The 23028-nt window shown below is 50.1% G+C and carries 23 protein-coding genes; 17 read left to right on the top strand and 6 right to left on the bottom strand.

Going from position 1 to position 23028, the window contains the following annotated elements; all coding sequences use genetic code 11:
• Positions 1–170 precede the first annotated feature (170 nt).
• The 6 genes from OIR97_RS18525 to OIR97_RS18500 all read left to right on the top strand — a co-directional run bounded on the left by OIR97_RS18525 (position 171) and on the right by OIR97_RS18500 (position 5468).
• Complete coding sequence (locus tag OIR97_RS18525; protein WP_169543680.1) at positions 171–1106, top strand: tRNA dihydrouridine synthase; 936 nt, start codon at positions 171–173, stop codon at positions 1104–1106.
• A 139-nt stretch (positions 1107–1245) separates the two neighbouring features.
• A complete protein-coding gene (locus OIR97_RS18520; protein ID WP_169543679.1) occupies positions 1246–1698 on the top strand; it encodes a cache domain-containing protein in 453 nt (150 codons plus the stop codon).
• 26 nt (positions 1699–1724) lie between these two features.
• Entirely contained in the window at positions 1725–3503 is a 1779-nt protein-coding gene (locus tag OIR97_RS18515) for a methyl-accepting chemotaxis protein (RefSeq protein ID WP_169543678.1), read from the top strand.
• A gap of 143 nt (positions 3504–3646) precedes the next feature.
• Positions 3647–4237 carry a hypothetical protein gene (locus OIR97_RS18510; RefSeq protein ID WP_169543677.1) on the top strand — a complete coding sequence of 197 codons (591 nt, stop codon included), beginning with the start codon at positions 3647–3649 and terminating at the stop codon, positions 4235–4237.
• Between the two features lie 100 nt (positions 4238–4337).
• A complete protein-coding gene (locus OIR97_RS18505) occupies positions 4338–4823 on the top strand; it encodes a PAS domain-containing protein (protein ID WP_169543676.1) in 486 nt (161 codons plus the stop codon).
• A gap of 24 nt (positions 4824–4847) precedes the next feature.
• Positions 4848–5468, top strand: a complete 621-nt coding sequence (locus OIR97_RS18500) for a glutathione binding-like protein (protein WP_169543675.1) — start codon at positions 4848–4850, stop codon at positions 5466–5468.
• A 12-nt stretch (positions 5469–5480) separates the two neighbouring features.
• On the opposite strand, the gene OIR97_RS18495 is transcribed toward OIR97_RS18500, so the two are convergent.
• The 6 genes from OIR97_RS18495 to OIR97_RS18470 form a co-directional block, all read right to left on the bottom strand.
• Positions 5481–6263 carry a GntR family transcriptional regulator gene (locus OIR97_RS18495; RefSeq protein ID WP_169543674.1) on the bottom strand — a complete coding sequence of 261 codons (783 nt, stop codon included), beginning with the start codon at positions 6261–6263 and terminating at the stop codon, positions 5481–5483.
• A gap of 4 nt (positions 6264–6267) precedes the next feature.
• The gene (locus OIR97_RS18490; RefSeq protein ID WP_169543673.1) at positions 6268–7083 is read right to left on the bottom strand and encodes an enoyl-CoA hydratase/isomerase family protein; all 816 of its coding nucleotides are present in this window, start codon (positions 7081–7083) and stop codon (positions 6268–6270) included.
• 6 nt (positions 7084–7089) lie between these two features.
• Positions 7090–8871: an acyclic terpene utilization AtuA family protein gene (locus OIR97_RS18485; RefSeq protein WP_169543672.1), complete on the bottom strand. Its 1782-nt coding sequence runs from the start codon at positions 8869–8871 to the stop codon at positions 7090–7092.
• A gap of 137 nt (positions 8872–9008) precedes the next feature.
• On the bottom strand, positions 9009–10076 hold the full coding sequence (locus OIR97_RS18480; protein WP_169543671.1) for a permease: 1068 nt from the start codon (positions 10074–10076) through the stop codon (positions 9009–9011).
• Positions 10077–10129: 53 nt separating this feature from the next.
• On the bottom strand, positions 10130–10447 hold the full coding sequence (locus tag OIR97_RS18475; RefSeq protein WP_169543670.1) for an ArsR/SmtB family transcription factor: 318 nt from the start codon (positions 10445–10447) through the stop codon (positions 10130–10132).
• A 58-nt stretch (positions 10448–10505) separates the two neighbouring features.
• On the bottom strand, positions 10506–10997 hold the full coding sequence (locus tag OIR97_RS18470) for a DUF2059 domain-containing protein (protein WP_169543669.1): 492 nt from the start codon (positions 10995–10997) through the stop codon (positions 10506–10508).
• 183 nt (positions 10998–11180) lie between these two features.
• Between OIR97_RS18470 and OIR97_RS18465 the strand changes: the two genes are divergently transcribed.
• The 11 genes from OIR97_RS18465 (at position 11181) to OIR97_RS18415 (ending at position 23027) form a co-directional block, all read left to right on the top strand.
• Positions 11181–13475, top strand: coding sequence for a bifunctional salicylyl-CoA 5-hydroxylase/oxidoreductase (locus OIR97_RS18465; protein ID WP_169543668.1), 2295 nt, complete (start codon positions 11181–11183; stop codon positions 13473–13475).
• A gap of 3 nt (positions 13476–13478) precedes the next feature.
• Positions 13479–14240: an SDR family NAD(P)-dependent oxidoreductase gene (locus tag OIR97_RS18460; protein WP_169543667.1), complete on the top strand. Its 762-nt coding sequence runs from the start codon at positions 13479–13481 to the stop codon at positions 14238–14240.
• Entirely contained in the window at positions 14237–14743 is a 507-nt protein-coding gene (locus OIR97_RS18455; RefSeq protein ID WP_169543666.1) for a MarR family winged helix-turn-helix transcriptional regulator, read from the top strand. Before OIR97_RS18460 ends, OIR97_RS18455 begins: the two co-directional genes overlap by 4 nt.
• Positions 14740–15552 carry an enoyl-CoA hydratase family protein gene (locus tag OIR97_RS18450; RefSeq protein WP_169543665.1) on the top strand — a complete coding sequence of 271 codons (813 nt, stop codon included), beginning with the start codon at positions 14740–14742 and terminating at the stop codon, positions 15550–15552. The genes OIR97_RS18455 and OIR97_RS18450 overlap by 4 nt, the downstream gene beginning before the upstream one ends.
• A 2-nt stretch (positions 15553–15554) precedes the next feature.
• Positions 15555–16700 (top strand): acyl-CoA dehydrogenase family protein, encoded by a 1146-nt coding sequence (locus OIR97_RS18445; RefSeq protein WP_169543664.1) that lies wholly within the window; start codon positions 15555–15557, stop codon positions 16698–16700.
• A 38-nt stretch (positions 16701–16738) separates the two neighbouring features.
• Positions 16739–18361: an AMP-binding protein gene (locus tag OIR97_RS18440; RefSeq protein WP_169543663.1), complete on the top strand. Its 1623-nt coding sequence runs from the start codon at positions 16739–16741 to the stop codon at positions 18359–18361.
• Positions 18362–18457: 96 nt separating this feature from the next.
• Positions 18458–19600 carry an ABC transporter substrate-binding protein gene (locus OIR97_RS18435; RefSeq protein WP_169543662.1) on the top strand — a complete coding sequence of 381 codons (1143 nt, stop codon included), beginning with the start codon at positions 18458–18460 and terminating at the stop codon, positions 19598–19600.
• Positions 19601–19681: 81 nt separating this feature from the next.
• Entirely contained in the window at positions 19682–20602 is a 921-nt protein-coding gene (locus OIR97_RS18430) for a branched-chain amino acid ABC transporter permease (RefSeq protein WP_169543661.1), read from the top strand.
• Positions 20595–21584 carry a branched-chain amino acid ABC transporter permease gene (locus OIR97_RS18425; protein WP_169543660.1) on the top strand — a complete coding sequence of 330 codons (990 nt, stop codon included), beginning with the start codon at positions 20595–20597 and terminating at the stop codon, positions 21582–21584. Before OIR97_RS18430 ends, OIR97_RS18425 begins: the two co-directional genes overlap by 8 nt.
• On the top strand, positions 21577–22341 hold the full coding sequence (locus OIR97_RS18420; protein WP_169543659.1) for an ABC transporter ATP-binding protein: 765 nt from the start codon (positions 21577–21579) through the stop codon (positions 22339–22341). The genes OIR97_RS18425 and OIR97_RS18420 overlap by 8 nt, the downstream gene beginning before the upstream one ends.
• The gene (locus tag OIR97_RS18415) at positions 22338–23027 is read left to right on the top strand and encodes an ABC transporter ATP-binding protein (protein ID WP_169543658.1); all 690 of its coding nucleotides are present in this window, start codon (positions 22338–22340) and stop codon (positions 23025–23027) included. Before OIR97_RS18420 ends, OIR97_RS18415 begins: the two co-directional genes overlap by 4 nt.
• Position 23028 lies beyond the last annotated feature (1 nt).

The raw sequence follows: 23028 nt of genomic DNA, 5'->3' as shown, positions 1-23028 counted from the left end.
ATGATCACTCATTTCATTTCTCTCTTTTTCCTGTTCTATTTATCATTTATTTATGACAACTCAATAAATAAAGCGGGCCCTCGTGGAAATATGATAGGGTCGCGCCGCTAAATTTAAGGTTTAGCAAAATGAATTAAACGAAAGATTCTGTTTGTTGTGATCCTGTTGGTATGACTTTAACTCTGGCCCCCATGGAAGGCGTCGTTGACGTCCATATGCGTGATATTCTGACCCGGATTGGCGGGTTTGATCTGTGCGTTTCCGAATTTGTGCGCGTGAGCAATCATGTTCTGCCCGCGTCGGTCTATCACCAATATTGTCCAGAATTGAAAAGCGGCGGTAAAACTGCCGCAGGCGTGCCTGTTCATGTTCAACTCATGGGCGGAGATCCCTCTCTTTTGGCAGAAAACGCGGCTTTTGTTGCAGAGTTAGGGGCGCCGGGGATCGATATCAATTTTGGCTGTCCGGCTAAGACAGTGAATCGCAATGACGCAGGGGCCACGTTATTGCAGTGGCCGCACCGCCTGAATGACATTGTTTCAGCGGTCCGCCGTGCAGTCCCGGCCGCCATTCCGGTCAGTGCCAAAATGCGTCTGGGCTTTATGGACAAGTCTCTTTATATGGAAAATGCGCAGGCTATTCAGTCCGGCGGCGCGATGAAGTTGACGGTTCATGCCCGTACAAAGCTGGAAGGCTACAAGGCACCCGCCCATTGGGAATATCTGGCACCGCTGCGCGAATCTCTGACTATTCCTCTTGTTGCGAACGGTGAAATCTGGACACGGCAGGATTACGAAGCCTGTAAAAAGATCAGTGGCTGTACACATTTTATGGTTGGTCGCGGTGCGATTGCCCGGCCTAGCCTGGCCCTCGAAATTGCCGGTTTGGAGCAAGCCCCGTTTCATTGGGCGCATGTTCAGAAATGGCTGGTCTATTACCGGGACCTTATCCGTGTAATGGATCACGATACAAGAGAAGCCGGCCGATTGAAGCAATGGATTAAACTGCTGGCCCGCAGTTATGATGAAGCAACGGATCTATTTACCGAAATCCGTCGGCTTAAGACGCCAGACGAAATTTGCGCGGCTTTGACAGTTCCAGTCTAGAGGCCCAGAACGGGAAAACCCAAATAACCAAAAACTAATTTATGGTTTCTCAAATTATTCTGTGCCGATTAGGATTCTTTTAACAATGTGTACTCAATATAGGCGCAAGTTTAATAAAACTGCTTATAGGATCAAGTATATGTTGAAGAAACTACTCGTATGTACCTCACTGATGGTTTTACTGGTCTCAGGCGTTGCTCATGCCGAAAATAAAGAAGAGACTGTTGTTGCTTTGCTGACAAAAGCCGTGAAGCATTTTGAAACAGCCGGCGCTGAACAAGCCCAGAAGGACTTTGCTGTAAAAGACGGAGAATACTACAAAGGCGAATTCTACGTCGTTACACAGTCCATGAAAACCAACAAGATCATGTCTCACCCGGTTAATCCAAAACTGAACGGTAAATCTCTTATGAAAGTAAAAGATACCGACGGCAAGGCGTTCATTCAGGAAATGGTTGAGATTGCCAATAAGCAGGAAACTGGTTGGGTTTCTTACAAATGGCCACATCCTGTGACTAAGAAGATTGCCTCTAAAAGAAGCTATATTGTCCGCTCTGGTGACGTGTTGTTCATCAGCGGCTATTACGAATAATCTGAATATTCGTTGGAGTAAATGTTATGAGCTTGCGGAATCTCAGTATTTCAATAAAGTTATTCATCTCACCGGCTATTTTTGCATTGGCACTGGTTGTTTTAGGAGCCGTTGCCATTACAGGATTGCAGCGTGGGCATGAAAAAATGGTGTCGTTGGACAATCAATCGTCCATGACGGGTGCCGCATACCGATTTCAAAGAGATCTGCAGGCTTTTAACGGAAGTTTGTTTCGCTTAATTTCCCAGATGAACGCAGGTGTTGAAGAAGAAAAACTCGCTGCACAGCGGGAAGGTCTTTTGAAATATACAGCCGGATCTGAAAAGCAGATCGCGGATTTCATTGCGAACGGAAATTTCGATGAAACCGAACTGGAAATTCTAAATCGAGTTAACGACCAGCTCGTTGCTTATAACGTTGCAGTTCGTGATGTTATTGATATGACTGAAATCGATGGGGCAACCGCCGTTATTATGATGGTTGCGGCGGATGACAGTTTTACGATTATGTATCAAACCATCGAGGAAATTGCGACCCTTTGGCAGAATGAAGGCAAGGCTGCCTTTAATGAGGCCGAAGCAGACGCGTCAGCCACAGTCACTCAGTTCCTGATTATCGGCATTATTGCTTTCCTGATCGCCAGTGTTGTTACCTGGCTGATTATTCGGATGATTAAAGGCCCGATCGGATCATTGACCGAGGTGATGGCGAAACTGTCTGAAGGGGATAAAACCGTCGAGATTCCAAATCAGGATCAAAACGATGAAATTGGTGCCATGGCAAAAGCCGTTCTTGTGTTCAAGAACAACGCCATTGAACAGGAACGGATGAAACTGGAAGCGGATCGTCATGCTGAAGAGCAGGCGCAGCAGGAACAGGCTGCACGGGACGCTGAAGAGAAACGCGCTCAACAGGAACGTGAACGGGAACAGGCAGAAGCTGCCGAGAAGGAACAGCGGGCGCAAAAAATCGCTGATCTTATCAGTCGGTTTGAAGTGCGTGTTTCTGATGTCCTGCAAACTGTCTCTGAGGCCACTCGGAACCTGCATGATACAGCAAACCTGATGAATGACACAGCGGGTCAATCCTTGAGCCTGTCTGAAGGTGTGGCGGTTGCCTCAAGCGATGCCTCCCGAAACGTTCAGACAGTGGCTTCTGCTGCGGAAGAACTGACATCCTCGATTAACGAGATCAGCCGTCAGGTACAACAGGCGAGCAAAGTTTCTGAAAAAGCGGTTGTTGAAGCTGACAATAGTACCCGATCTGTTTCTGCGTTGGCCGATACGGCTCGGAAGATCAGCGAAGTTGTCAGTATGATTAGTGATATTGCGGGTCAGACAAATCTGCTGGCTCTGAACGCGACAATTGAAGCGGCGCGCGCAGGCGATGCGGGTAAAGGCTTTGCGGTTGTGGCCAGTGAAGTGAAAAGTCTGGCAACGCAGACCGCCAAAGCAACAGAAGAAATTGCAGGTCAGATTGCTGATATGCAAAGTGCGACGGATACTGCCGTTTCTGCAATTGGCAATATCGATACTGTGATTTCCAGTATTCGCGAATCCACGGTTGGTATTTCTTCAGCAATTGAAGAGCAAAGCGCTGCAACCAATGAGATTTCCCGAAATGTTCAGGAAGCTTCTAACGGTACAACAGAAGTTTCCAATAAAATCGGGACCGTTTCTGAAAAAGCATCAGAAACCGGCACAGCCGCCAAACAGGTGCAATCCGCGTCTTCCCGTCTGGATGAATTGTCCGGTTCGTTGAAAAATGATATCGAGGCGTTCCTGAAAGAAGTTCGGGCAGCCTAAACATCCACTGATACTCTAAAAAGGCAGCGTTCTTTACGGAACGCTGCCTTTTTTTATGAAAACCCTTTTCAGTCATTATTTCGTCATTTTTGGGCCCTAGCTTCTCCGAACGAGTTGGTTTTGAGAGCGTAGAAGTGGTTAGCATGTATTCCAATCAGGGGTTTTTACTCGCAAAAAATGGGTTCCTGAAATTGATTTCCGCAGGCGTGCTCGTCACGCTGCTTGCGTCATGTTCAGGTGAGAAAAAAGAGAAGGTGATCGTTGTAAAAACCGATCCTGCAATGGCGGTTGTCCCGGACAAGTCGCTGCAAACCGCACTCTCCGGCCTGACCGGATTTTCTCTTGGACGGGACCTTTCGAATGTTAAAAAAACCGGGTTGCGTATTTGTGCCGCAAAAATGAGATATGGCGACGCCGCAGACAGCAAAATAGCGCAGCTTTATTGTTTCAAGGGGGCTTCAGATCAACAGGCCTCCCAGAAATTCTGGGTAAATTTCACGTCTCCGATCAAGGGGCACAAGGCCTGGAAAATTACTATGTCCCTTTCAGAACAGGAACAAGCCTCGCAAAATGAACTGGTTGATCGATTTACCAAACTGTATGGCGCCCCGCGGGTTGTCGAACAGCCTCTTTCCTATTCCTGGAAGGAGGGTGACGTTTTTCTGACGCTGGTCAAAGATGCCTATGGGGTACAACTTGAACTGTGGGATCGAAGTCTTCACACTATTTCATGACGTTTTTTTTAGAAAATATATAGTATTTTAGGTAAATTTGAAGTATTTACCGACTCATTCTAGAAATCACTAATTATGAGTAGAAATGTGTTGGTATTTTATGGATGACGTCCTGCATCATAGCTACGAGAAGACTAAAAAGGTTCGCGAAGAAGTAAGGGATCCAAGGATAGTTGAGTTACTGGACTATTACCTTGAAATTCATCCAAAAGACCAAATGCCGTCCCGCCGAGTGTTCGATCCGTTCCATCTGCCCAGACTTTTATCACACCTGACCCTTGTTGATGTGGAACGGGATCCTTATCGCTTTAAATTTCGGGTAATGGGAAGCACGGTAACCGATAATATGGAGCTGGAAGGCACCGGAAAATATCTCGATGAAATTTTCCCTGATATTGAAGAACAATACCCCTATCTGGACCGGGTAACCGTCGCCGAAGAGAGTCGTCCAGTTCACCGCATCGGACAGCCCAGTCTCTCGTTTCGAACAGATTTTGCTAATCTTGAACGGGTACATTTACCCCTTGCGTCTGATGGAAAAACAGTAGATATGATTCTTAGTATGTTCATCTATAACGCTGAATAATAAGATTAATTTGTCTGAATTATCATGAAACTGTATATCCGACCACGGTCCGGCTCGCTTGCGCCGCATATTGCATTGCATGAAGCGGGCGCCCGGTTTTTTGTTGATATCGTTGACACCGTGAGTAAAAAAACGGCCACGGGTGAAGACTATCTTCTCATTAATAAAATGGGATATGTGCCAACACTGGAGCTGGATAACGGCGCTTTTATTACGGAAGGGCCAGCAATTCTAAGTTTTATTGCGGATTATTTTCCAGCGGCAAAACTATCCCCGCAACCTGGTACTGTTGCGCGGGCGCATATGAACGGATATCTGAATTTTGTTGCGGCTGAAATCCATAAATCCTTTAGCCCGTTTTTCGCGCACCCACCGCTTGATCCCGAAAACCGGCAGAAGGTTCAGGCAGTATTGAACCGTAAAATTGACTATATCAACAACGAGTTTTCAGATGGCCGGGACTATTTGATGGGTCGAAATTTTTCAGTCGCTGATGCGTATTTACTGTCAGTTCTGCGATGGTTGCCTGCGACCGATAATGTGATCGAAAACTGGCCATTTCTTGCAGATTTTATGGTGCGTGCCAAACAACGGCCGGCGGTTCGCGAAGCCATGATCGCTGAAGGAATAGAAGACGAACTTTAGGGGTTGCGCAGGTCAGTCTATTCGGACATCGGGGAGCCAGCCGGCCGGTAAATCGTTTGCCGGATCGCCGACATGTTCTGTTTCCATTAAGAATAGATCGCCCCGATACAGGTAATGTCCGCAAGAAACCACGTATCCTGACTGGTTCCGGAACTCCCTGTGGATTTCTGCTACAGGGGCGGCCATCGCACATTCCAAGTATTGAGAGGTTTCATAATCTGCCGATCCAACGGTCAGGGTTTGCCGGGCATGGCCAAGCGCTTCCGGTCCGTGGGTGGAAATAAGTTTGGCAATCGGAATAAGGGAGATGTCTGAGCGGGGGATGGCTTCAAACTGATGGCGTTCAACATAGATGTCCATCAAACAGTAGGGTATGTCTTGATGAAACCTGAGTTTGCGAACACAATAATAGTCAGGAAAGACTTCATTGTCCCTGATCATGGCCCGCGGGAGAGGGGCCGGTCCGGTAATTTCAAGCACTTTGATAACGTGCTTCAGTTGATCCAATTGATCCAGTTCAATCGTTGGACCACTTCGACCAGATTTTGAAAGGGCCTCCTCAGACACATAAGTTCCCCGTCCACGGCTGCTGATGATTAAGCCTTCATCGGCCAACAGGTGAAGCGCCTGCCGCACTGTGATGCGGCCGACCTGAAATTCCTGGCAGAGACTTGAAATCGTCGGAAGCCGTTCGCCGTTTCGCCAAAGCCCTTTGATAATCCGGCTGCGCAGAATATTGGCGACCTTCAAATATAGGGAAACGCGGGACGTATATGGACCATCTACGGTGTTCATGTTTTTAATCCCAATTTGGTGTTCTTTTCTCCAGAAACGCGGTGATCCCTTCTTTTGCGTCCGCGCTTTCCAGGCATTGTTCCAATTTTTTCTTCAACATCGGTAATGCAGGATCAAAATCCATATCTTCCTGTTCGTGATACGCGGCAAGACCCAGCTGCATGGACTGGGGGGCCAGACTGGCAAGGTCGTTTGCAACCTTTGCGACATGGTCGTCCAATTGATCTGCGGGAACAACCTGATTGATTAACCCATGTTGTGCCGCGGCCAAGGCTGTTATTCTTTCACCCCGCATAATGAAGTCGAGCCCCTGCCGTTTGTTCATCACGCGAAACAGCCCCGCCATGACCATAAACGGCCAGATTCCACGTTTTATTTCCGGTGCCGAAAAATGCGCGTGTTCAGCAGCGTAAGCATGGGTACTGTTGCAGACCAGAAGAAGCGCGCCGGCCAAAACAGGTCCTTGTATCTTGGCAATGACGGGTTTGTTCAAATGCCGCAAACGGAGGGAAATATCGTCCGTTTCGCCCCGCTTTGGAACGTTGGAGGCGGGCTCGGTTGAGGCGGTACCGCTCATGGACCGCAGATCCCCCCCTGCGCAAAACACATCCCCTTCAGCCGCAAGGACAACTACCCGGATCGCACGTTCCTGTTTAGCATAGTCCAGTGCATATAAAAGTTCGGCACTCATAACCGGATTAATGGCATTTTTGGCCTTTGGCCGGTTCAGGGTGATGGTAAAGACATGACCTGTCTTATCCAATTTCAACGTTGCGAAGGTCAGCCCTTCAAGATCCAATCTTTCTGTTGCTTGTGTCATGATGTGTTACCCCGCCTTCGTGACAAGCGATTTGGGAAGGATGATCGGCCTGCTGCGTAAATATTCCCCCATGGCTTTTGCCTGACCATCAATGCGGTCATTGGCGGCGACCCCTTCGCCCAGAATTCCATAGATCATGAAGTTAAGGGATCTGATATTTTCCAGTTCAAAACGTTCCACTCGGTAAGGGGCGATATCGGGCATCAACTCTTTAAGTTTGTTTGTCGACAGGTTTTCATGAGCCCAGGCATAGGCGGCATCGGTTTTCGCCCATAGACCAATATTCGCCGCGCCGCCTTTGTCGCCAGATCGGGTGCCGAACACTCGTCCTAGCGCAATCTGCATCGTTTCTCCGCCCGGTGAGGGTACGCGCTTTGAAGGCGGTTTTTGATAATGGATCTGCGGCAGTTGAAGCTGACTGGTGGGTTTAATGTCAGTACTTTTACCGCGCAAGTGGACTTTCTCGGTGATAAATTGGCTGTCAATCAAGGCAGGCCAATGAATGATATAAGGACCCCCGGCACCCGGGGCTGTTCGGCCTGTAAATCCGGGGAAAGTGGCGAGAGCCAGTTCGATGATTTTGGCCGAGAAAATTCGACCGGCAAGCTTTGGATCAGAAGATTTTACAGAAATCCGTAAGCTGGCAAAGGCTTCTTCGGTACGCTGTGCATCGGGTTTGTCTGTTCGAATGAGATCAATGGATACTTCATCAAACACGTCTTTTCCACCCACCAGTTTGAACAGGACATCGGTAAAGATCTCGGCTTTTTCTTCAATATCCAGCCCCGTCAGAACCAATTCCATACTGTTTCGATAACCGCCTAGAATGTTCATGCAGACTTTATGTTGGGGGGGCGGGTTGGTTCCCCGGCATCCACTGACCCGTACACGATCCTCGCCAACCTGCTGGATGGTAAGGGTATCAAAATGGGCGATGACATCGGGGTTCTTATAGGCGGGACTATTGATCTCGTAGAGGAGCTGGGCGGTTACGGTCCCTTCCGAGACCAGGCCACCCGTTCCTTCATGTTTGGTAATTGTAAAGCTGCCATCCTGTTCGATTTCCGCAATGGGATATCCGACATTATGAAAGTTGGGTACTTCTTGAAAAAACGCGTAGTTGCCTCCGCAAACCTGGGCGCCGCATTCAATCAAGTGGCCCGCGGCGACGGCACCTGCGAGTGCGTCAAAATCGTCTCGCTCCCAATTAAATTTCCAGGCGGCAGGGCCTAAAACGACGGCGGCATCCGTAACACGGGGTGCGATCACGATATCGGCGCCCTCATCAAGCGCATGTTTGATGCCCCATCCGCCAAGATAGGCATTGGCCGTGGCGGGTTGATAGTGGGTTTCCCGCAATACCGCACCTGTATCGATATTTTCGAACGTTACCCCTTTTTCCTGGAGGTCCTTAAGTCGCGGAACCAGATCATCACCATCAATATAGGCAACTGTGCAGGACAGTCCCATATCTTCGGCCATTTTTTCCAGTGCTTCCGCCATGCCTTTGGGGTTCAGGCCGCCGGCATTGGTGACAATCTTAATCCCTTTTTCCAAGCAGGGTTTTAAAATATCCTGAGCCTGTTTCAGGAAGGTCCCGACATATCCCTGATCCGGGTCTTTACGTTTTTTGGAATACAGGATCGACATGGTCAGTTCGGCCAGATAGTCGCCGGTCAGCACATCAATAGGGCCTCCTTCCACCATCTCCCTGGCGGCGGATAACCGGTCACCGTAAAAGCCACTGCAATTGGCTACCCTTAAAATGTCTGTGTTTTTTGCCGTCATATTCACCCCCGGCTTGCCGCCTTTTTATCTTATTTATCAAAAGTACTATAAATAGAACTTTTGTCCAGAGGCTTTGTATTTGCCAGGAGGTTGTATCAGAACAGGCGGTCAAATAGAGGCGGCAGTTGATGAAATTCTTATGAAAGCCAGAGCATGTAAAACAAACCAGAGAGAAAGGATCCGCTTGCGGCGAAGAAAAGGTAAAGGGCAAATAGTTTTGGCTTTGCAAGGGACCAAACGGCTACTGCGGCGGGGATGCTGGTCACGCTGCCCGCAAGCATAAATGTCAGGCCTGTTGCCGGGCTCATTCCTAAATCGATCAATCCTCGAATAAGGGGAATAGCAGCGAAGCCGTTCAGATAGGCGGGGACACCCAGAATGACAGCGGCGGGCAGGGCAAAAAACGAGCTGTCGCCCAACCAGGTGGCGATCATTTCACCGGGAAGGAAGGCAATCATCAGGCTTTCCAGCAAAAATGCGAAGGCCAGCCAGCGGCCAAGGAACCAAGCGGATTTTCCGGCTTCCTGCACGAAAAGCAGATTTCTTGGTTTTTCCTGCCAAAACGCCCATTTGATCTGGGCTTCGCTGGTGCTGGGTGCACCGCACGCAGACGAGCCGCAAGAAGGTTGAGCCATTGGTTTCAAGGCATTTTCAAGGGCGCCGGAGCGGGAGATCAATAAGGTGGTGTAACCGGTCATTAATCCCATCCCAACGGCGGCAACCGTTTTAACAATCGTGAATTCCATCCCCAGACTGGCCGCCGTTAAAACAAACATCTGTGGATCCATAATTGGCGAGGCGATACAGAAGGCGAGAACCGGAGCGATGGGAACCCCAGCGGCCAGTAATCCCGCGACGATCGGGATTACGCCGCAGGAACAGAAGGGAGATAACGCACCAAACAGCGAAGCCATCGCGATCGCCTGCAGGGGACGTCCTTCAAAAACGCGCGCAACGATCTGATCCGCGCCTGTGGCTTTAAGGCCGGCGGCAAGACCAACGGATAAAAGTAGAAAAGGCAGAATACCGATCAAGGCATCAAGCGTAAAATTGATACTTTTGACGGCTTGATCCTGCTGAATGAAAGCAAGCCCGGCGAGGATCAAAAACCCGACCGAGAGCGGGAAATCCAGTTTGCGGATGTATTTTGACAGTAAAACCGGAAATCTGAATTGCGGTTCTGTTGGCAAAGAAGAAAACGTCATTTTAATTCCACATCACTAGTTTTATAGTTATAAATGAACAAAAAAAGAGACGGTTACGCCTCTTCTTTTTCTGTTTCAAGAACCGCCATTTCTGAACAGCATTCTGCCTCCAGATTTCGAATGACAGTAGTTAAAGCGGCCAGTTCCGGACGGCAAATAACCGCGCGGCCCTGTTTTTCCTGACTGATCAAGCCAACAGACACCAACCCTTTTATATGAAAACCCAAGGTTGACGCGGGAACGCCAAGTTTGCTTCCAATGTCGCCAATGCTCAGGCCCGCAGGTCCGGCTTTAACAAGAGTGCGGAAAATTTCAAGGCGGGTTTGATGGCCAAGCTCAGCCAATGTTTGTGCAATATGAACTGTATCCATGAAGGGATCATAGCGGCCTTTAGACAAAATAACAACTATAAAACTAGTTATATAAATATTACTCGGCTTCGCTCTGTAGAACCTGAGTCACAATGACCTGCATTTCAGGTTGAAGGCCTGCAAAATATGCCTTTGCTGCGACCGAGCTTTCCTGAACAATTGCTGGGTTTGCAGAGCCCAGTTTTTTGCCCAAAGGTGTCTGGTAAAATCCGCGCAGTGCTTTCAGTTCCTCTAACGTAAAATATTTATGGTAAATCGGGTAACTGATTTCATTTAACATCCTGTCTTTTTTCATGCGTGATTTTGCGAAAAGAACAAATTTGTCGCTCACTTTTTCCGCAAGTCCGGGCTTTTTCAGCTGCGGTACTGCCTTTAGCATTTGCGTCAGTTGACCAGACATTTGGTCGATGCCTTCGTAAGCGGATTTCTGAGCATTGGTTAATGTTAAAATGGTATCAATGACGGCTTTCTTTTCGTCTGTTAGTTCCTCGGCCATAAGAGGGGACGAGGCGAGGCACATTGATAGAACGCTTAGATATCTGAAATTCATGGATCCTTGCCTTAATCGGCTGAACAAAAGTTAAAGTGGAATGTAATCCAGTTTAATACTTACAAAAGTTAACGAAAGCTCAAAATCAAAACAATATATTTCAAGTTTAAAATTTTAAACTTGAAATAGTTTCGTTCATCTGCCACGGTTTAAGCCTAGAATAAAAAACCGAATGGGTGCTGCATGAAGATTGCGTGTTTGGGAGGCGGGCCATCTGGCCTATATTTTGCGATCAGTATGAAACTGAGAGACCCCTCGCATGACATTACGGTTATTGAAAGGAACCGGCCTGATGATACGTTTGGCTGGGGCGTGGTTCTTTCCGATGAAACTCTGGTTAACCTTCAGGAAAACGACCCTGTCAGTGCGGAGGAAATCCGCAAGCATTTTGCCTATTGGGACGATATCGCGGTTGTCCATAAGGGCGAGCGAACTGTCTCAAGCGGTCATGGCTTTTGCGGTATTGGGCGAAAACAGTTCTTAATCCTGTTACAGGCGCGCGCCCAGGAACTGGGGATCAAACTTCAGTTCGAAATAGAAGCCGAAGACGTTGAACATTATATGGCCAACTTCGATCTGGTGATTGCGTCGGATGGTTTGAATTCCAAAGCCCGCACACGGTTTGAAGATGTTTTCAAGCCGGATATCGATGTTCGCAAATGTAAATTTGTCTGGTTGGGAACGCACCAGAAATTTGACGATGCCTTCACATTTATCTTTGAAAAAACGGATAAAGGCTGGATTTGGGTGCACGCCTATCAGTTTGATGAAGATACGGCAACTTTCATTGTTGAATGTTCAGAAGAAACCTATGACAATTTTGGCTTTGCTGATTTAAGCCAGCAGGAAAGCATCGCCCTGTGTGAAAAGATTTTTGCGAAACATCTGGGCGGCCATAAGTTGATGACCAATGCCGGGCATATTCGGGGATCGGCCTGGATTAATTTCCCCCGCGTTCTTTGTCAGCGCTGGTCCCACGAAAATCTGGTTCTGATGGGGGACGCGGCAGCAAGTGCGCATTTCTCAATTGGTTCGGGCAGCAAGCTTGCGGTGGAAAGTGCGATTGCGTTGGCTGATTATCTGCATTCTGAACCCACCTTGCAGGCAGCCTTTGCCAAATATGAAGACGACCGCCGGGTTGAGGTCTTAAAGCTTCAGTCGGCCGCCAGGAATTCGCTGGAATGGTTTGAAGAGATCGAGCGGTATCTGGATCTGGATCCTGTGCAGTTCAATTATTCGCTGCTTACCCGTTCACAGCGTATTTCACATGAAAATTTGCGTCTGCGAGACCCGAATTGGCTGGAAGGGGCCGAACACTGGTTCCAACAGCAAGCCGGTGCTGATCGTAATCTGCCGACCCGCGCGCCGATGTTTGCGCCTTATCAACTGCGCGATATGCATCTTAAAAACCGGGTCGTTGTCTCTCCCATGGCACAATATAAAGCGGTAGACGGTGCGCCGACAGACTGGCATCTGATCCATTATGGAGAGCGGGCCAAAGGCGGTGCCGGGCTGGTCTATGTCGAAATGACCTGCGTCAGTGCCGAGGGCCGCATTACACCAGGGTGTCCGGGTCTTTATCATGATGATCATATTGGTGCCTGGAAAAGAATCACAGATTTTGTTCATGCCGAAACGGACGCAAAGATATGTGTCCAGCTTGGTCATTCCGGGGCAAAAGGCTCTACCCAACTCGGGTGGGAAGAAATGGACGCGCCTTTAAAAGAGGGGAACTGGCCCCTTCTTTCTGCGTCGAACATTCCGTGGTCCCCCAATAATCAGGCCCCGAAATCCATGACACGCAATGACATGGATATGGTGCGCGATCAATTTGTAGCAGCCGCCAAACGGGCGGAGGCCGCCGGTTTTGATATGCTGGAAATCCATGCAGCTCACGGATATCTGCTGTCGTCCTTTATTACGCCCCTGACCAATAACCGGCAGGACGCGTATGGGGGATCGCTAGAAAACCGGATGCGGTATCCTTTGGAAATATTCCACGCAGTCCGGGAGGTTTGGCCGCATGAAAAACCCATATCGGTTCGTATTTCTGCCAATGACTGGGTGGAAGAACAGGGGGTTACTCCTGCAGAAGCGGTTGAAATGGCCGCACTTCTTAAAGAGGCAGGCGTTGATATTTGTGACGTTTCCGCTGGACAAACCTCCATCAAGGCAGAACCGGTTTATGGTCGTATGTTCCAAACTCCTTTTTCAGACCGGATCCGGAACGAAGCCCATATGGCAACGATGGCAGTGGGGAATATCTATGAGCCAGATCATGTAAATTCCATCCTGCTTGCAGGGCGTGCGGACCTTGTGTGTCTGGCCCGACCTCACTTAGCCAATCCATACTGGACATTGCATGCGGCCGCGGGCCTAAAGGATGAGATGACGCGTTGGCCGGACCCTTATGGACCTGGCGCCGACCAGTTGAAACGGTTGGCAGAGCGGGGCGAAACTACCGGCATGAAGGTCTAGGGCATGACGGACTTAACAGGAAAGCATATTCTGATAACGGGCGGCGGCACTGGTGTGGGGCGCGAAATCGCGTTGCAGCTTGCCGCGGCAGGGGCTGCGGTAACGGTTACAGGACGCCGGCAGGCTCCTCTGGACGAGGTTTCGGCGCAACATTCGGCAATTCAGGCGATTTCCGCCGATGTGACCGATCCTGCTTCTATGGCGGACCTGGTGCGGGAGGCCGCCAAACGTCAGGGGCCGATTGACATCACAATCGCAAATGCGGGCGCCGCCGACAGTAAACCGTTCAATAGAATGACAACTGAAGACTGGACGCAGGCCCTGATGATTAACCTCACCGGTGTTTTTAACAGTTTTCAAGCAACATTGCCGGCGATGGAGCGGTCGGGATGGGGTCGGTTGATTTCGATTGCCTCCACAGCCGGGCTTAAAGGATATGCATATGTGTCGGCCTATTGCGCGGCCAAGCATGGGGTTATCGGTTTGACCAAATCACTTGCCTTGGAATTAGCCACCAAGGGCATCACGGTAAATGCGGTTTGCCCGGGCTTTACAGAAACGCCCATGCTGGAAAAATCCATCGAAAATATCATGAAGAAAACGGGAATGGATCAAGCGGCGGCCATCAAGGCGCTGCAGGCAACCAACCCAATGGGGCGGTTTATTCAACCCGAAGAAATTGCCCGAACGGTGCTGTGGCTGTGTGATGACAATTCGGGGTCGATAACCGGTCAGGCTATTTCAGTGTCCGGAGGGGAAGTATGATTGATTTAGGATCAGAAACCTTTTCTACAGAAGATGTCCCGGACGGCGAAAAACAGCGTGTGCGACTGTGGCTGCGGATATTGAAAGTCTCTCGCGCCATTGAAGCGGAACTGCGGGAACGGTTAAGGACCCGCTACAAATCGACGTTGCCGCGCTTTGATGTGATGTCGGCCCTGTATCGTCATAAAGACGGTCTTAAGATGAGTGAGCTGTCGGCCGCCCTTATGGTGTCCAATGGAAATGTGACCGGAATAATCGAGCGGCTCGTTGGTGAGTTGCTGGTGGAACGGACCCCTATTCCAAGCGATCGCCGCGCGATGCGGGTATGTCTGACTGAAAAAGGCCGTCACGAATTCAAGGCAATGGCACGGGTCCATCAAGGCTGGATTAACGAGCTTTTGCAAGATGTTAATCCCGATGATGCCGCTCTGATCAGTAGCCTTCTGGATCTTAATATTACAACAAACCGCGGGAATAACGTTGGTGGTGGAGACAAACAATGACCAAGATGGCAGACCTTAAACCAGAACATTTTCTATGGGAAATGGTAGGCGAGACAGCGGTTATTCGCCTGAATAACCCAGAGCGTAAAAACCCGCTGACGTTTGAAAGCTATGCCGAACTCAGGGATACCTTTCGGGATTTGCATTATGCAGACGATGTAAAAGCCGTGGTCTTTCTGCCCAATGGCGGGAATTTTTGTTCTGGTGGCGATGTTCATGATATTATCGGCCCGCTTACCCGAATGGATATGGCGGATCTTCTTAAATTTACCCGAATGACAGGCGACTTTGTCAAAGCCATGATCAATTGCGGAAAGCCGATTATATCCGCCGTTGATGGTGTTGCGGTGGGCGCGGGGGCGATCATCACCATGGCGTCGGATATGCGCATAGCAACGCCCGCTGCGAAAACGGCCTTTCTGTTCACCCGGGTTGGTCTGGCCGGCTGTGATATGGGGGCCTGTGCAATGCTGCCAAGAATTATCGGGCAGGGTCGCGCGGCGGATCTTCTTTATACGGGCCGGGTGATGAACGCCGAAGAAGGGGAGCGCTGGGGATATTACAGTCGCCTGTTGGCCGCGGATCAGTTGGAAGACACTGCGATGGAGATGGCAGGCCGGATCGTTGCCGGACCGAATTTCGCCCATTCCATCACTAAAACGCAGCTCAACCATGAATGGTCGATGAGCTTGGAGCAGGCCATTGAGGCCGAAGCGCAGGCGCAGGCCATTTGTATGCAGACCCAGGATTTCCACCGGGCCTACCATGCGTTTGTTGCCAAAGAAAAACCCGTTTTTGAGGGGAACTGAGTATGTCAGATCGCAGTTTTCTTGATTGGCCCTTTTTTGACGATCATCATCGCCGCCTGGCAGAAGAACTGGACGGCTGGTGCACCAAAAACCTACCGGTCGATCACTCCGATGTGGATCAGGCCTGTAAAGACCTGGTTGCAAAACTGGGCGCGGCGGGGTTTTTAACCTATTCGGCCATCGACCCTGACAATCCGCAGCCACTGGATGTGCGGTCCCTGTGTCTTATTCGCGAAACACTCGCCCGTCATGACGGTTTGGCTGATTTTGCGTTTGCCATGCAGGGTCTTGGAACAGGGGCGATTAGTTTCTTTGGTACGCCTGAGCAGCAACAGTGGTTGCATAAAACCCGGTCCGGTCACGCGTTATCGGCCTTTGCACTGTCCGAACCGCGTTCCGGTTCTGATGTTGCCAATATGGACATGCAGGCTGTTCTGGACGGTGATCATTATTTTCTTAATGGGGAGAAAACCTGGATTTCCAACGGCGGAATTGCCGATCTTTATTGTGTTTTTGCAAGAACGGGAGAAGCCCCCGGTGCGCGCGGTCTTTCAGCCTTTCTTGTGCCAGCGGAGACGCCGGGTTTGACGGTTAAGGAGCGACTTGAAGTGATAGCGCCGCATCCGCTTGCAACCCTGTCTTTTAAGGATGTCAAAATCCCCGCCTCTGCGCTGATCGGGCAGTCGGGACAGGGATTTAAGCTGTCGATGGCGGTTCTGGATGTTTTCCGGTCGACAGTTGGCGCGGCAGCCTTGGGGTTTGCCCGCCGGGCACTGGATGAAACCGTAAACAGGGTGCAAAATCGAGATCTGTTTGGGGCGCCGCTGTTTGATTTGCAAATGGTGCAGGGGCATGTGGCGGAAATGGCGCTGGATGTGGATGCTGCAGCGTTGCTTGTGTACCGGGCGGCATGGACCAAGGATAACGGCGCGGATCGGGTCACACGGGAAGCGGCGATGGCAAAATTATATGCAACCGATCGTGCCCAAGTGGTGATTGATAAAGCCGTGCAATTGCATGGTGGCGACGGTGTTCGTTCCGGATCAGTCGTGGAAGGTCTGTATCGTGAAATACGGGCGTTGCGGATTTATGAAGGGGCATCAGATGTCCAAAAAGTCGTTATTGCGCGTCAGACGCTGAACGGATAGTGAAAACCAGCGTTTGGGAGCGCTGATAAGGAGGTAAAATGCTGGGACCGAGTGCACATACGGATACTTTTACCCGGGATAGTCTGCCACCGGAAGATCAATGGCCTGAGATTAATTTGGCAATGCTGAATTATCCTGAACATCTGAACGTAGGTGTTGAACTTACCGATCGGATGGTAGAGCGGGGTTTTGGCGATCATACTGCGTTGATCGGCAATGGCCGCCGCCGAACCTATAAAGAGCTGTCCGACTGGACAAACCGGCTTGCCCATGCGTTGGTCGATGAATACGGGGTCAAACCGGGCAATCGAGTGTTGATCCGGTCGGCTAACAATCCGGCGATGGTCGCTTGCTGGCTGGCTGCGACAAAGGCGGGAGCTGTTGTTGTCAATACCATGCCGATGCTGCGCGCGGGAGAGCTTTTGCAAATCGTTGAAAAAGCCAAAATTTCCTTTGCGCTATGTGATACCCGTCTGATGGACGAGCTGGTTTCCTGTGCAAAAACAAGTCCGCATCTGGATAAGGTTGTCGGATTTGACGGAACCGCTAATTTCGACGCGGAGCTGGATCGGATTGCATTAAACAAGCCCGTTCGTTTCGATGCAGTAAAAACCGGCCGGGATGACGTGGCGCTGCTTGGATTTACCTCTGGCACGACCGGAGAGCCAAAAGCCACCATGCATTTTCACCGGGATTTATTGATCATTGCAGATGGATATGCCCGTGAAGTATTGAACGTAACGCCAGACGATATTTTTGTTGGCTCTCCGCCTTTGGCTTTTACGTTCGGTTTGGGAGGGCTGGCCATTTTCCCATTGCGTTTTGGAGCCGCGGCAACCCTGCTTGAAAAAGCAGCACCGGCGGATATGATTGATATTATCGAAACCTACAAGGCAACCATCTGTTTTACAGCCCCCACAGCATATCGGGCGATGATGCAGGCAATGGATGACGGTGCAGACCTGTCGTCTTTGCGCGCAGCGGTGTCGGCCGGCGAAACGCTGCCCGCGCCCGTTTATGATGCGTGGCTTGAAAAAACAGGAAAGCCGATGCTGGACGGCATCGGCTCTACAGAAATGCTGCATATCTTCATTTCAAACCGGTTTGGTGATTCCAAAGCCGCCTGCACTGGAAAGCCGGTTGTTGGTTACGAAGCGATGATTGTGGATGAACAGATGCAGGAATTGCCGCCTGGCGAGGTCGGTCGCTTGGCGGTTCGGGGTCCAACAGGATGCCGGTATCTGGCTGATGAACGGCAGAAACATTATGTCCGAAACGGGTGGAACCTGACCGGCGATTCCTTTTCAATGGATGAAGACGGTTACTTTCATTTTGCCGCCCGCTCAGATGATATGATCATTTCGTCCGGCTATAATATCGCAGGTCCGGAAGTCGAGGCCGCGCTTCTTGCCCATGACGCCGTGAGCGAATGCGCTGTTATTGGTGTGCCAGATGCAGACCGCGGACAAATTGTGGAAGCGCATATTGTGTTGAATACGGGTTTTGAAAAAAATGAGGCGCAGAAAAAACTGCTTCAAAATCATGTGAAGGCGACATTGGCGCCTTACAAATATCCAAGATCTGTCATATTCACAGAAAGTCTGCCAAAAACACAAACTGGTAAAATTCAAAGATTCCGGTTGCGAGCAGAAGAAAGATGATACCATTCTGCTTATCGTATATAAAAAAAGCAGACGAATAATCTGATTGTTTTGGGAGAAACAATCTCGGTGGAAATAAAACAGGGAGAAGAATAGATGAAAATAGCTAAATTGATAGGAGCGGGCCTTGTCGGACTGTCCATGGTTGCAGGATCGGCGTTAGCAGAGCCTGTTAAAGTCGGGATGATCACGACATTATCCGGTGGTGGTTCCGGGCTGGGAATTGATGTCCGTGATGGTTTCATGCTGGCTGTGAAACAGGCGGGCAATAAGGACCTGAGCGTTGTTATTGAAGATGATGCGCGCAAACCTGCGACGGCGGTGCAAATTGCTGACAAAATGATCCAAAGTGAGAAAGTGGATATTCTGACCGGTATTATCTGGTCAAATCTTGCCATGGCAGTTGTTCCAAATGCCGTTGCACAAGGTAAGATCTACATTTCGCCAAATGCCGGTCCGTCCCAATTGGCGGGTCAGGGATGTCATGCAAACTATTTCAATGCATCATTCCAGAACGACATCCTGCCGGAAGGTATGGGCGCCCATGCCAATAAAGCGGGATTGAAAAAAACCTTCATCATGGCGCCAAACTATCCAGCGGGCCGCGATGTTCTGAACGGGTATAAGCGCTTTTACAAAGGTGACGTGGCAAAAGAAGTTTACACAAAACTCGGTCAGAAGGATTATGCGGCCGAAATCGCACAGATCCGGGCGTCTGGTGCAGACAGCGTCTTTGTCTTCCTGCCAGGCGGTATGGGGATTGCGTTCATGAAGCAGTATGCGCAGTCAGGCGTTAATATCCCTGTAATGGGTCCTGCTTTCTCGTTTGATCAGGGCATTCTGAAAGCAGTGGGTCAGGCCGCTGTTGGTGCGATGAATACGTCTCATTGGTCGAAAGATCTGGATTTTCCAGGAAACAAAAAATTTGTTGAAAGCTTTCAGAAGGAATATGGCCGGTTGCCTTCATTGTATGCCGTCCAGGGTTTTGATACTGCGAGCCTGATTTTGTCAGCGATGAAAAAGGCAAGTATTAAAGATACAGATGCGTTCCGTGCTGCCATCAAGGAAGCAGACTTCGAGTCTCCACGCGGTAAGTTGAAATTTGGAAATAACCAACACCTTATTCAGAAAATCTATGTGCGTGAAGTGATCAAGGAAGGTGACATCTACACAAATAAAGTGGTCGGTGTTGCTCTTGAAGAGCATCAGGACAGCTATGCTGCAAAATGTAAAATGTAGGCTTTAACGCCAATTTCGGGGTTGCAGTGGGTGCTGCAACCCCGCTTTCTTTCCTTAAATTATGTCCGATTTGGATTAAGTATGTCGTCAGCGCTTCTTATTGAGCAATTGCTCAACGGCCTGCAGTTCGGGGTGATGCTGTTTCTAATGGCAGCGGGTCTTACTCTTGTATTTGGAGTGATGGGCCTTATCAACCTGGCTCACGGGTCCCTCTATATGGTTGGTGCATTTGCCTGTGCATGGGTTGCTAACATTACTGGATCGTTCTGGTTGGGAATAATGGCGTCTCTTGCCGCCGCAGCAGCAGCCGGGGCCATTGTTGAAATAGCCGTGATCCGTCGTTTATATGAACGCGATCATCTGGATCAGGTCCTGGCGACCTTTGCGCTTATTCTGATTTTTTCGGAAGGTACGCGCTGGCTATTTGGCTCTTTCCCTCTTTTCCTGAACGTACCGGATCTGCTGGCCGGTCCCGTTATGCTTCCCGGCGGCATTCAATATCCACTTTATCGCCTGTCTATTATCGTCATTGGCGGCCTGGTAGCGTTAGGGCTTTACCTGTTGATCTCAAAAACCCGTTTGGGTATTCGCATCCGGGCGGGCGAGTCCGATCGGGCGATGATTGCCGCGTTGGGGATTGATATCCGGCTTCTTTATACAATCGTGTTTGCTCTGGGCGCCGCACTCGCCGGATTGGCAGGTGCTCTGGTGGGCGCAATACAGTCTGTGCAGGTGGGGATGGGCGAGCCGGTCCTGATCCTTGCCTTTGTGGTGATCGTCATTGGCGGGATCGGATCCATTAAAGGGGCGCTTGTGGGGGCCATTCTTGTTGGCATCGTCGACACAATGGGCCGGTTTTTGCTGCCCGCTTTTTTCCAGCTGTTCATGGAGGCTGTTCCGGCCACGACCATCGGATCGGCACTGGCCTCAATGCTTATATATATATTGATGGCCTTTATTCTTATTGTGAAGCCGCGAGGTTTATTCCCTGCCAATGGTTAAGTTGAATAAAGAAATTGGCATTAATTGCCTGTTGGCCGTTCTGTTGTTGTCAGTTCCCTTTGTGGCCCTTGCTGTAGAAGAGCCATTTTATATCACGTTGGCAACGAAGGTCACCATTTTGGCCCTTGCTGGGGTGGGGTTGAACCTGGCGCTTGGATTGGGCGGTCTGGTTTCTTTCGGGCATGCCGCGTTCTTCGGCATTGGGGGATATGCGGCGGGTATTCTGGCCAGTCATGCCTTGAATTACGAACCCATTATGCTGTCACCTTTTGAGCTGAACGGCACAACCCAGATGCTGATCATTTGGCCAATTGCGCTATTGGTTAGTGGTTTGGTCGCCTTGCTGATCGGGTTTTTCAGTCTTCGGACGGCGGGCGTCTATTTCATTATGATTACGCTGGCTTTCGCGCAGATGATCTATTATTTCGCGATTTCATGGCCGGCTTATGGCGGGGAAGATGGTCTTTCCATTTACGTTCGAAACAAGCTGCCGGTGATCAATACACTTGATCCGATCAGTTTCTTTCTTGTCACCTTTGTGATCCTGATGCTGGTGATTGGTCTTGTTCATATCCTGAAAAATTCACGTTTTGGCGCGGCCCTCCAAGCGGCGCGCCAGAACGAGGAACGTCTGGCCGCAGTCGGCATTGCGCCGTTTAACATCCGCCTTGTGGCGTTTGTGATTTCCGCCATGATCACCGGTCTTGCCGGGGCCCTGTTTGCCGACCTGAACAGGTTTGTTGATCCCACGATGCTTTCCTGGCACATGTCTGGCGAAATCATGATTTTTGTTATTCTGGGGGGCGTTGGCCGATTGTTTGGGCCGGTGGCTGGTGCGGCGATGTTCATTTTGTTTGAATCCATTTTTGGTGGATTAACCGAACATTGGATGTTGTTTCTGGGGGCGGTCCTCTTAACCGTGGTTCTGTTCGCCCGGGGTGGCTTAATTGGGTTCTTTGCAGGGAAGGCACGCCATGACTGAAGATACTTCGCTACCGGTTCTGTCGATAAAACACCTGTATAAATCCTTTGGCGCCCTAAAGGCGACGGATGATGTAACGCTGGAACTGTATCCGGGTGAAATTCACGCGTTGATCGGGCCAAACGGGGCGGGGAAATCCACCCTGATCAAACAGATTTCCGGTGACTATCAATCGGATAACGGCAGCATTCATTTTTTTGGTCAGGATATGGCTGGAATGGGGGTTGCAGAACGGGCCAAAGCTGGTCTTGGCCGGACCTTTCAGGTGTCGTCACTGGCGCTGGAATTTTCTGCGTTGCGGAATGTGATGCTGGCTGTGCAGTCGAAAGCCGGATCCAGTTTCCGGTTTTTCAAATCTGTTATGAACGACAAACGCCTGTTGGATCAGGCTCGGGCAATGCTGGCAAAGGTTGGTCTTGAAGACCGGGCCGATATTCCGGCGGCGGAACTCTCCCATGGGGAGCGCCGCCAGCTTGAAATTGCCATCGCGCTTGCGTTGGACCCAAAGGTTTTTCTTCTGGATGAGCCGATGGCAGGCATGGGACCGGAAGGGTCGAAAAACCTGACAAACTTCCTTGATGGGTTGCGCAAGCAGGCCCCGATCCTTTTGGTGGAGCATGACATGGACGCTGTTTTCAGTCTGGCCGATCGGATTTCCGTGTTGGTTTATGGTCGGATCATTGCCAGCGGTACGGTTGATGAAATACGAGGGCATCCGGCCGTGCGAGAAGCATATCTGGGAGGTGAAGCCACATGACAAACCTTCTTGAAGTATCCGCAATCGAAACCTTTTATGGACCATCACAGGCGTTGTTTGGTGTCGATTTGACTGTCGGTGAAGGACAGGTTGTTGCATTGATGGGCCGGAATGGCATGGGTAAAACCACCACAATCGCGTCGATCTGCGGTCTGGAAAAATACCGCAAGGGCAGCATTCATTTTCGTGGGCAGGATCTTTGGACGCTTCCCTCTCATAAGATCGCCCGATTGGGTGTAGGACTTGTTCCGGAAGGACGGCGCTGTTTTCCAAATTTGACAGTCTATGAAAACCTGATCGCCGCGGCGCGGCCAGGAGACTGGACTTTGGATCGGGTTGCGGATCTCTTTCCGCGCCTGAAAGAACGGTATAGCCAATATGCAAATACCCTGTCCGGCGGTGAACAACAGATGCTGGCTGTCGGTCGGGCTTTGATGACCAATCCGGAACTTCTTATACTGGATGAAGCAACGGAAGGGCTAGCCCCGGTTATTCGTCAGGAAATCTGGCAGGCGGTGCGAAACCTGAAGGCAACCGGGCAATCCATTCTGATCGTCGATAAAACCTTGGCAGAATTGTTGCCGATTGCCGATCAATGCGTAATTCTGGAAAAAGGAACGACTGTCTGGGCGGGAACCCCTGATCAAATGACACGGGATATTGAAAACCGGTATCTGGGCGTGTGAT

It is taken from the genome of Sneathiella aquimaris, assembly GCF_026409565.1.
In the GTDB taxonomy this organism is placed as follows: Bacteria; Pseudomonadota; Alphaproteobacteria; order Sneathiellales; family Sneathiellaceae; genus Sneathiella; species Sneathiella aquimaris.
Note: the sequence above shows the minus strand (reverse complement) of the source record. Positions and strands in the feature narration are given on the sequence as shown.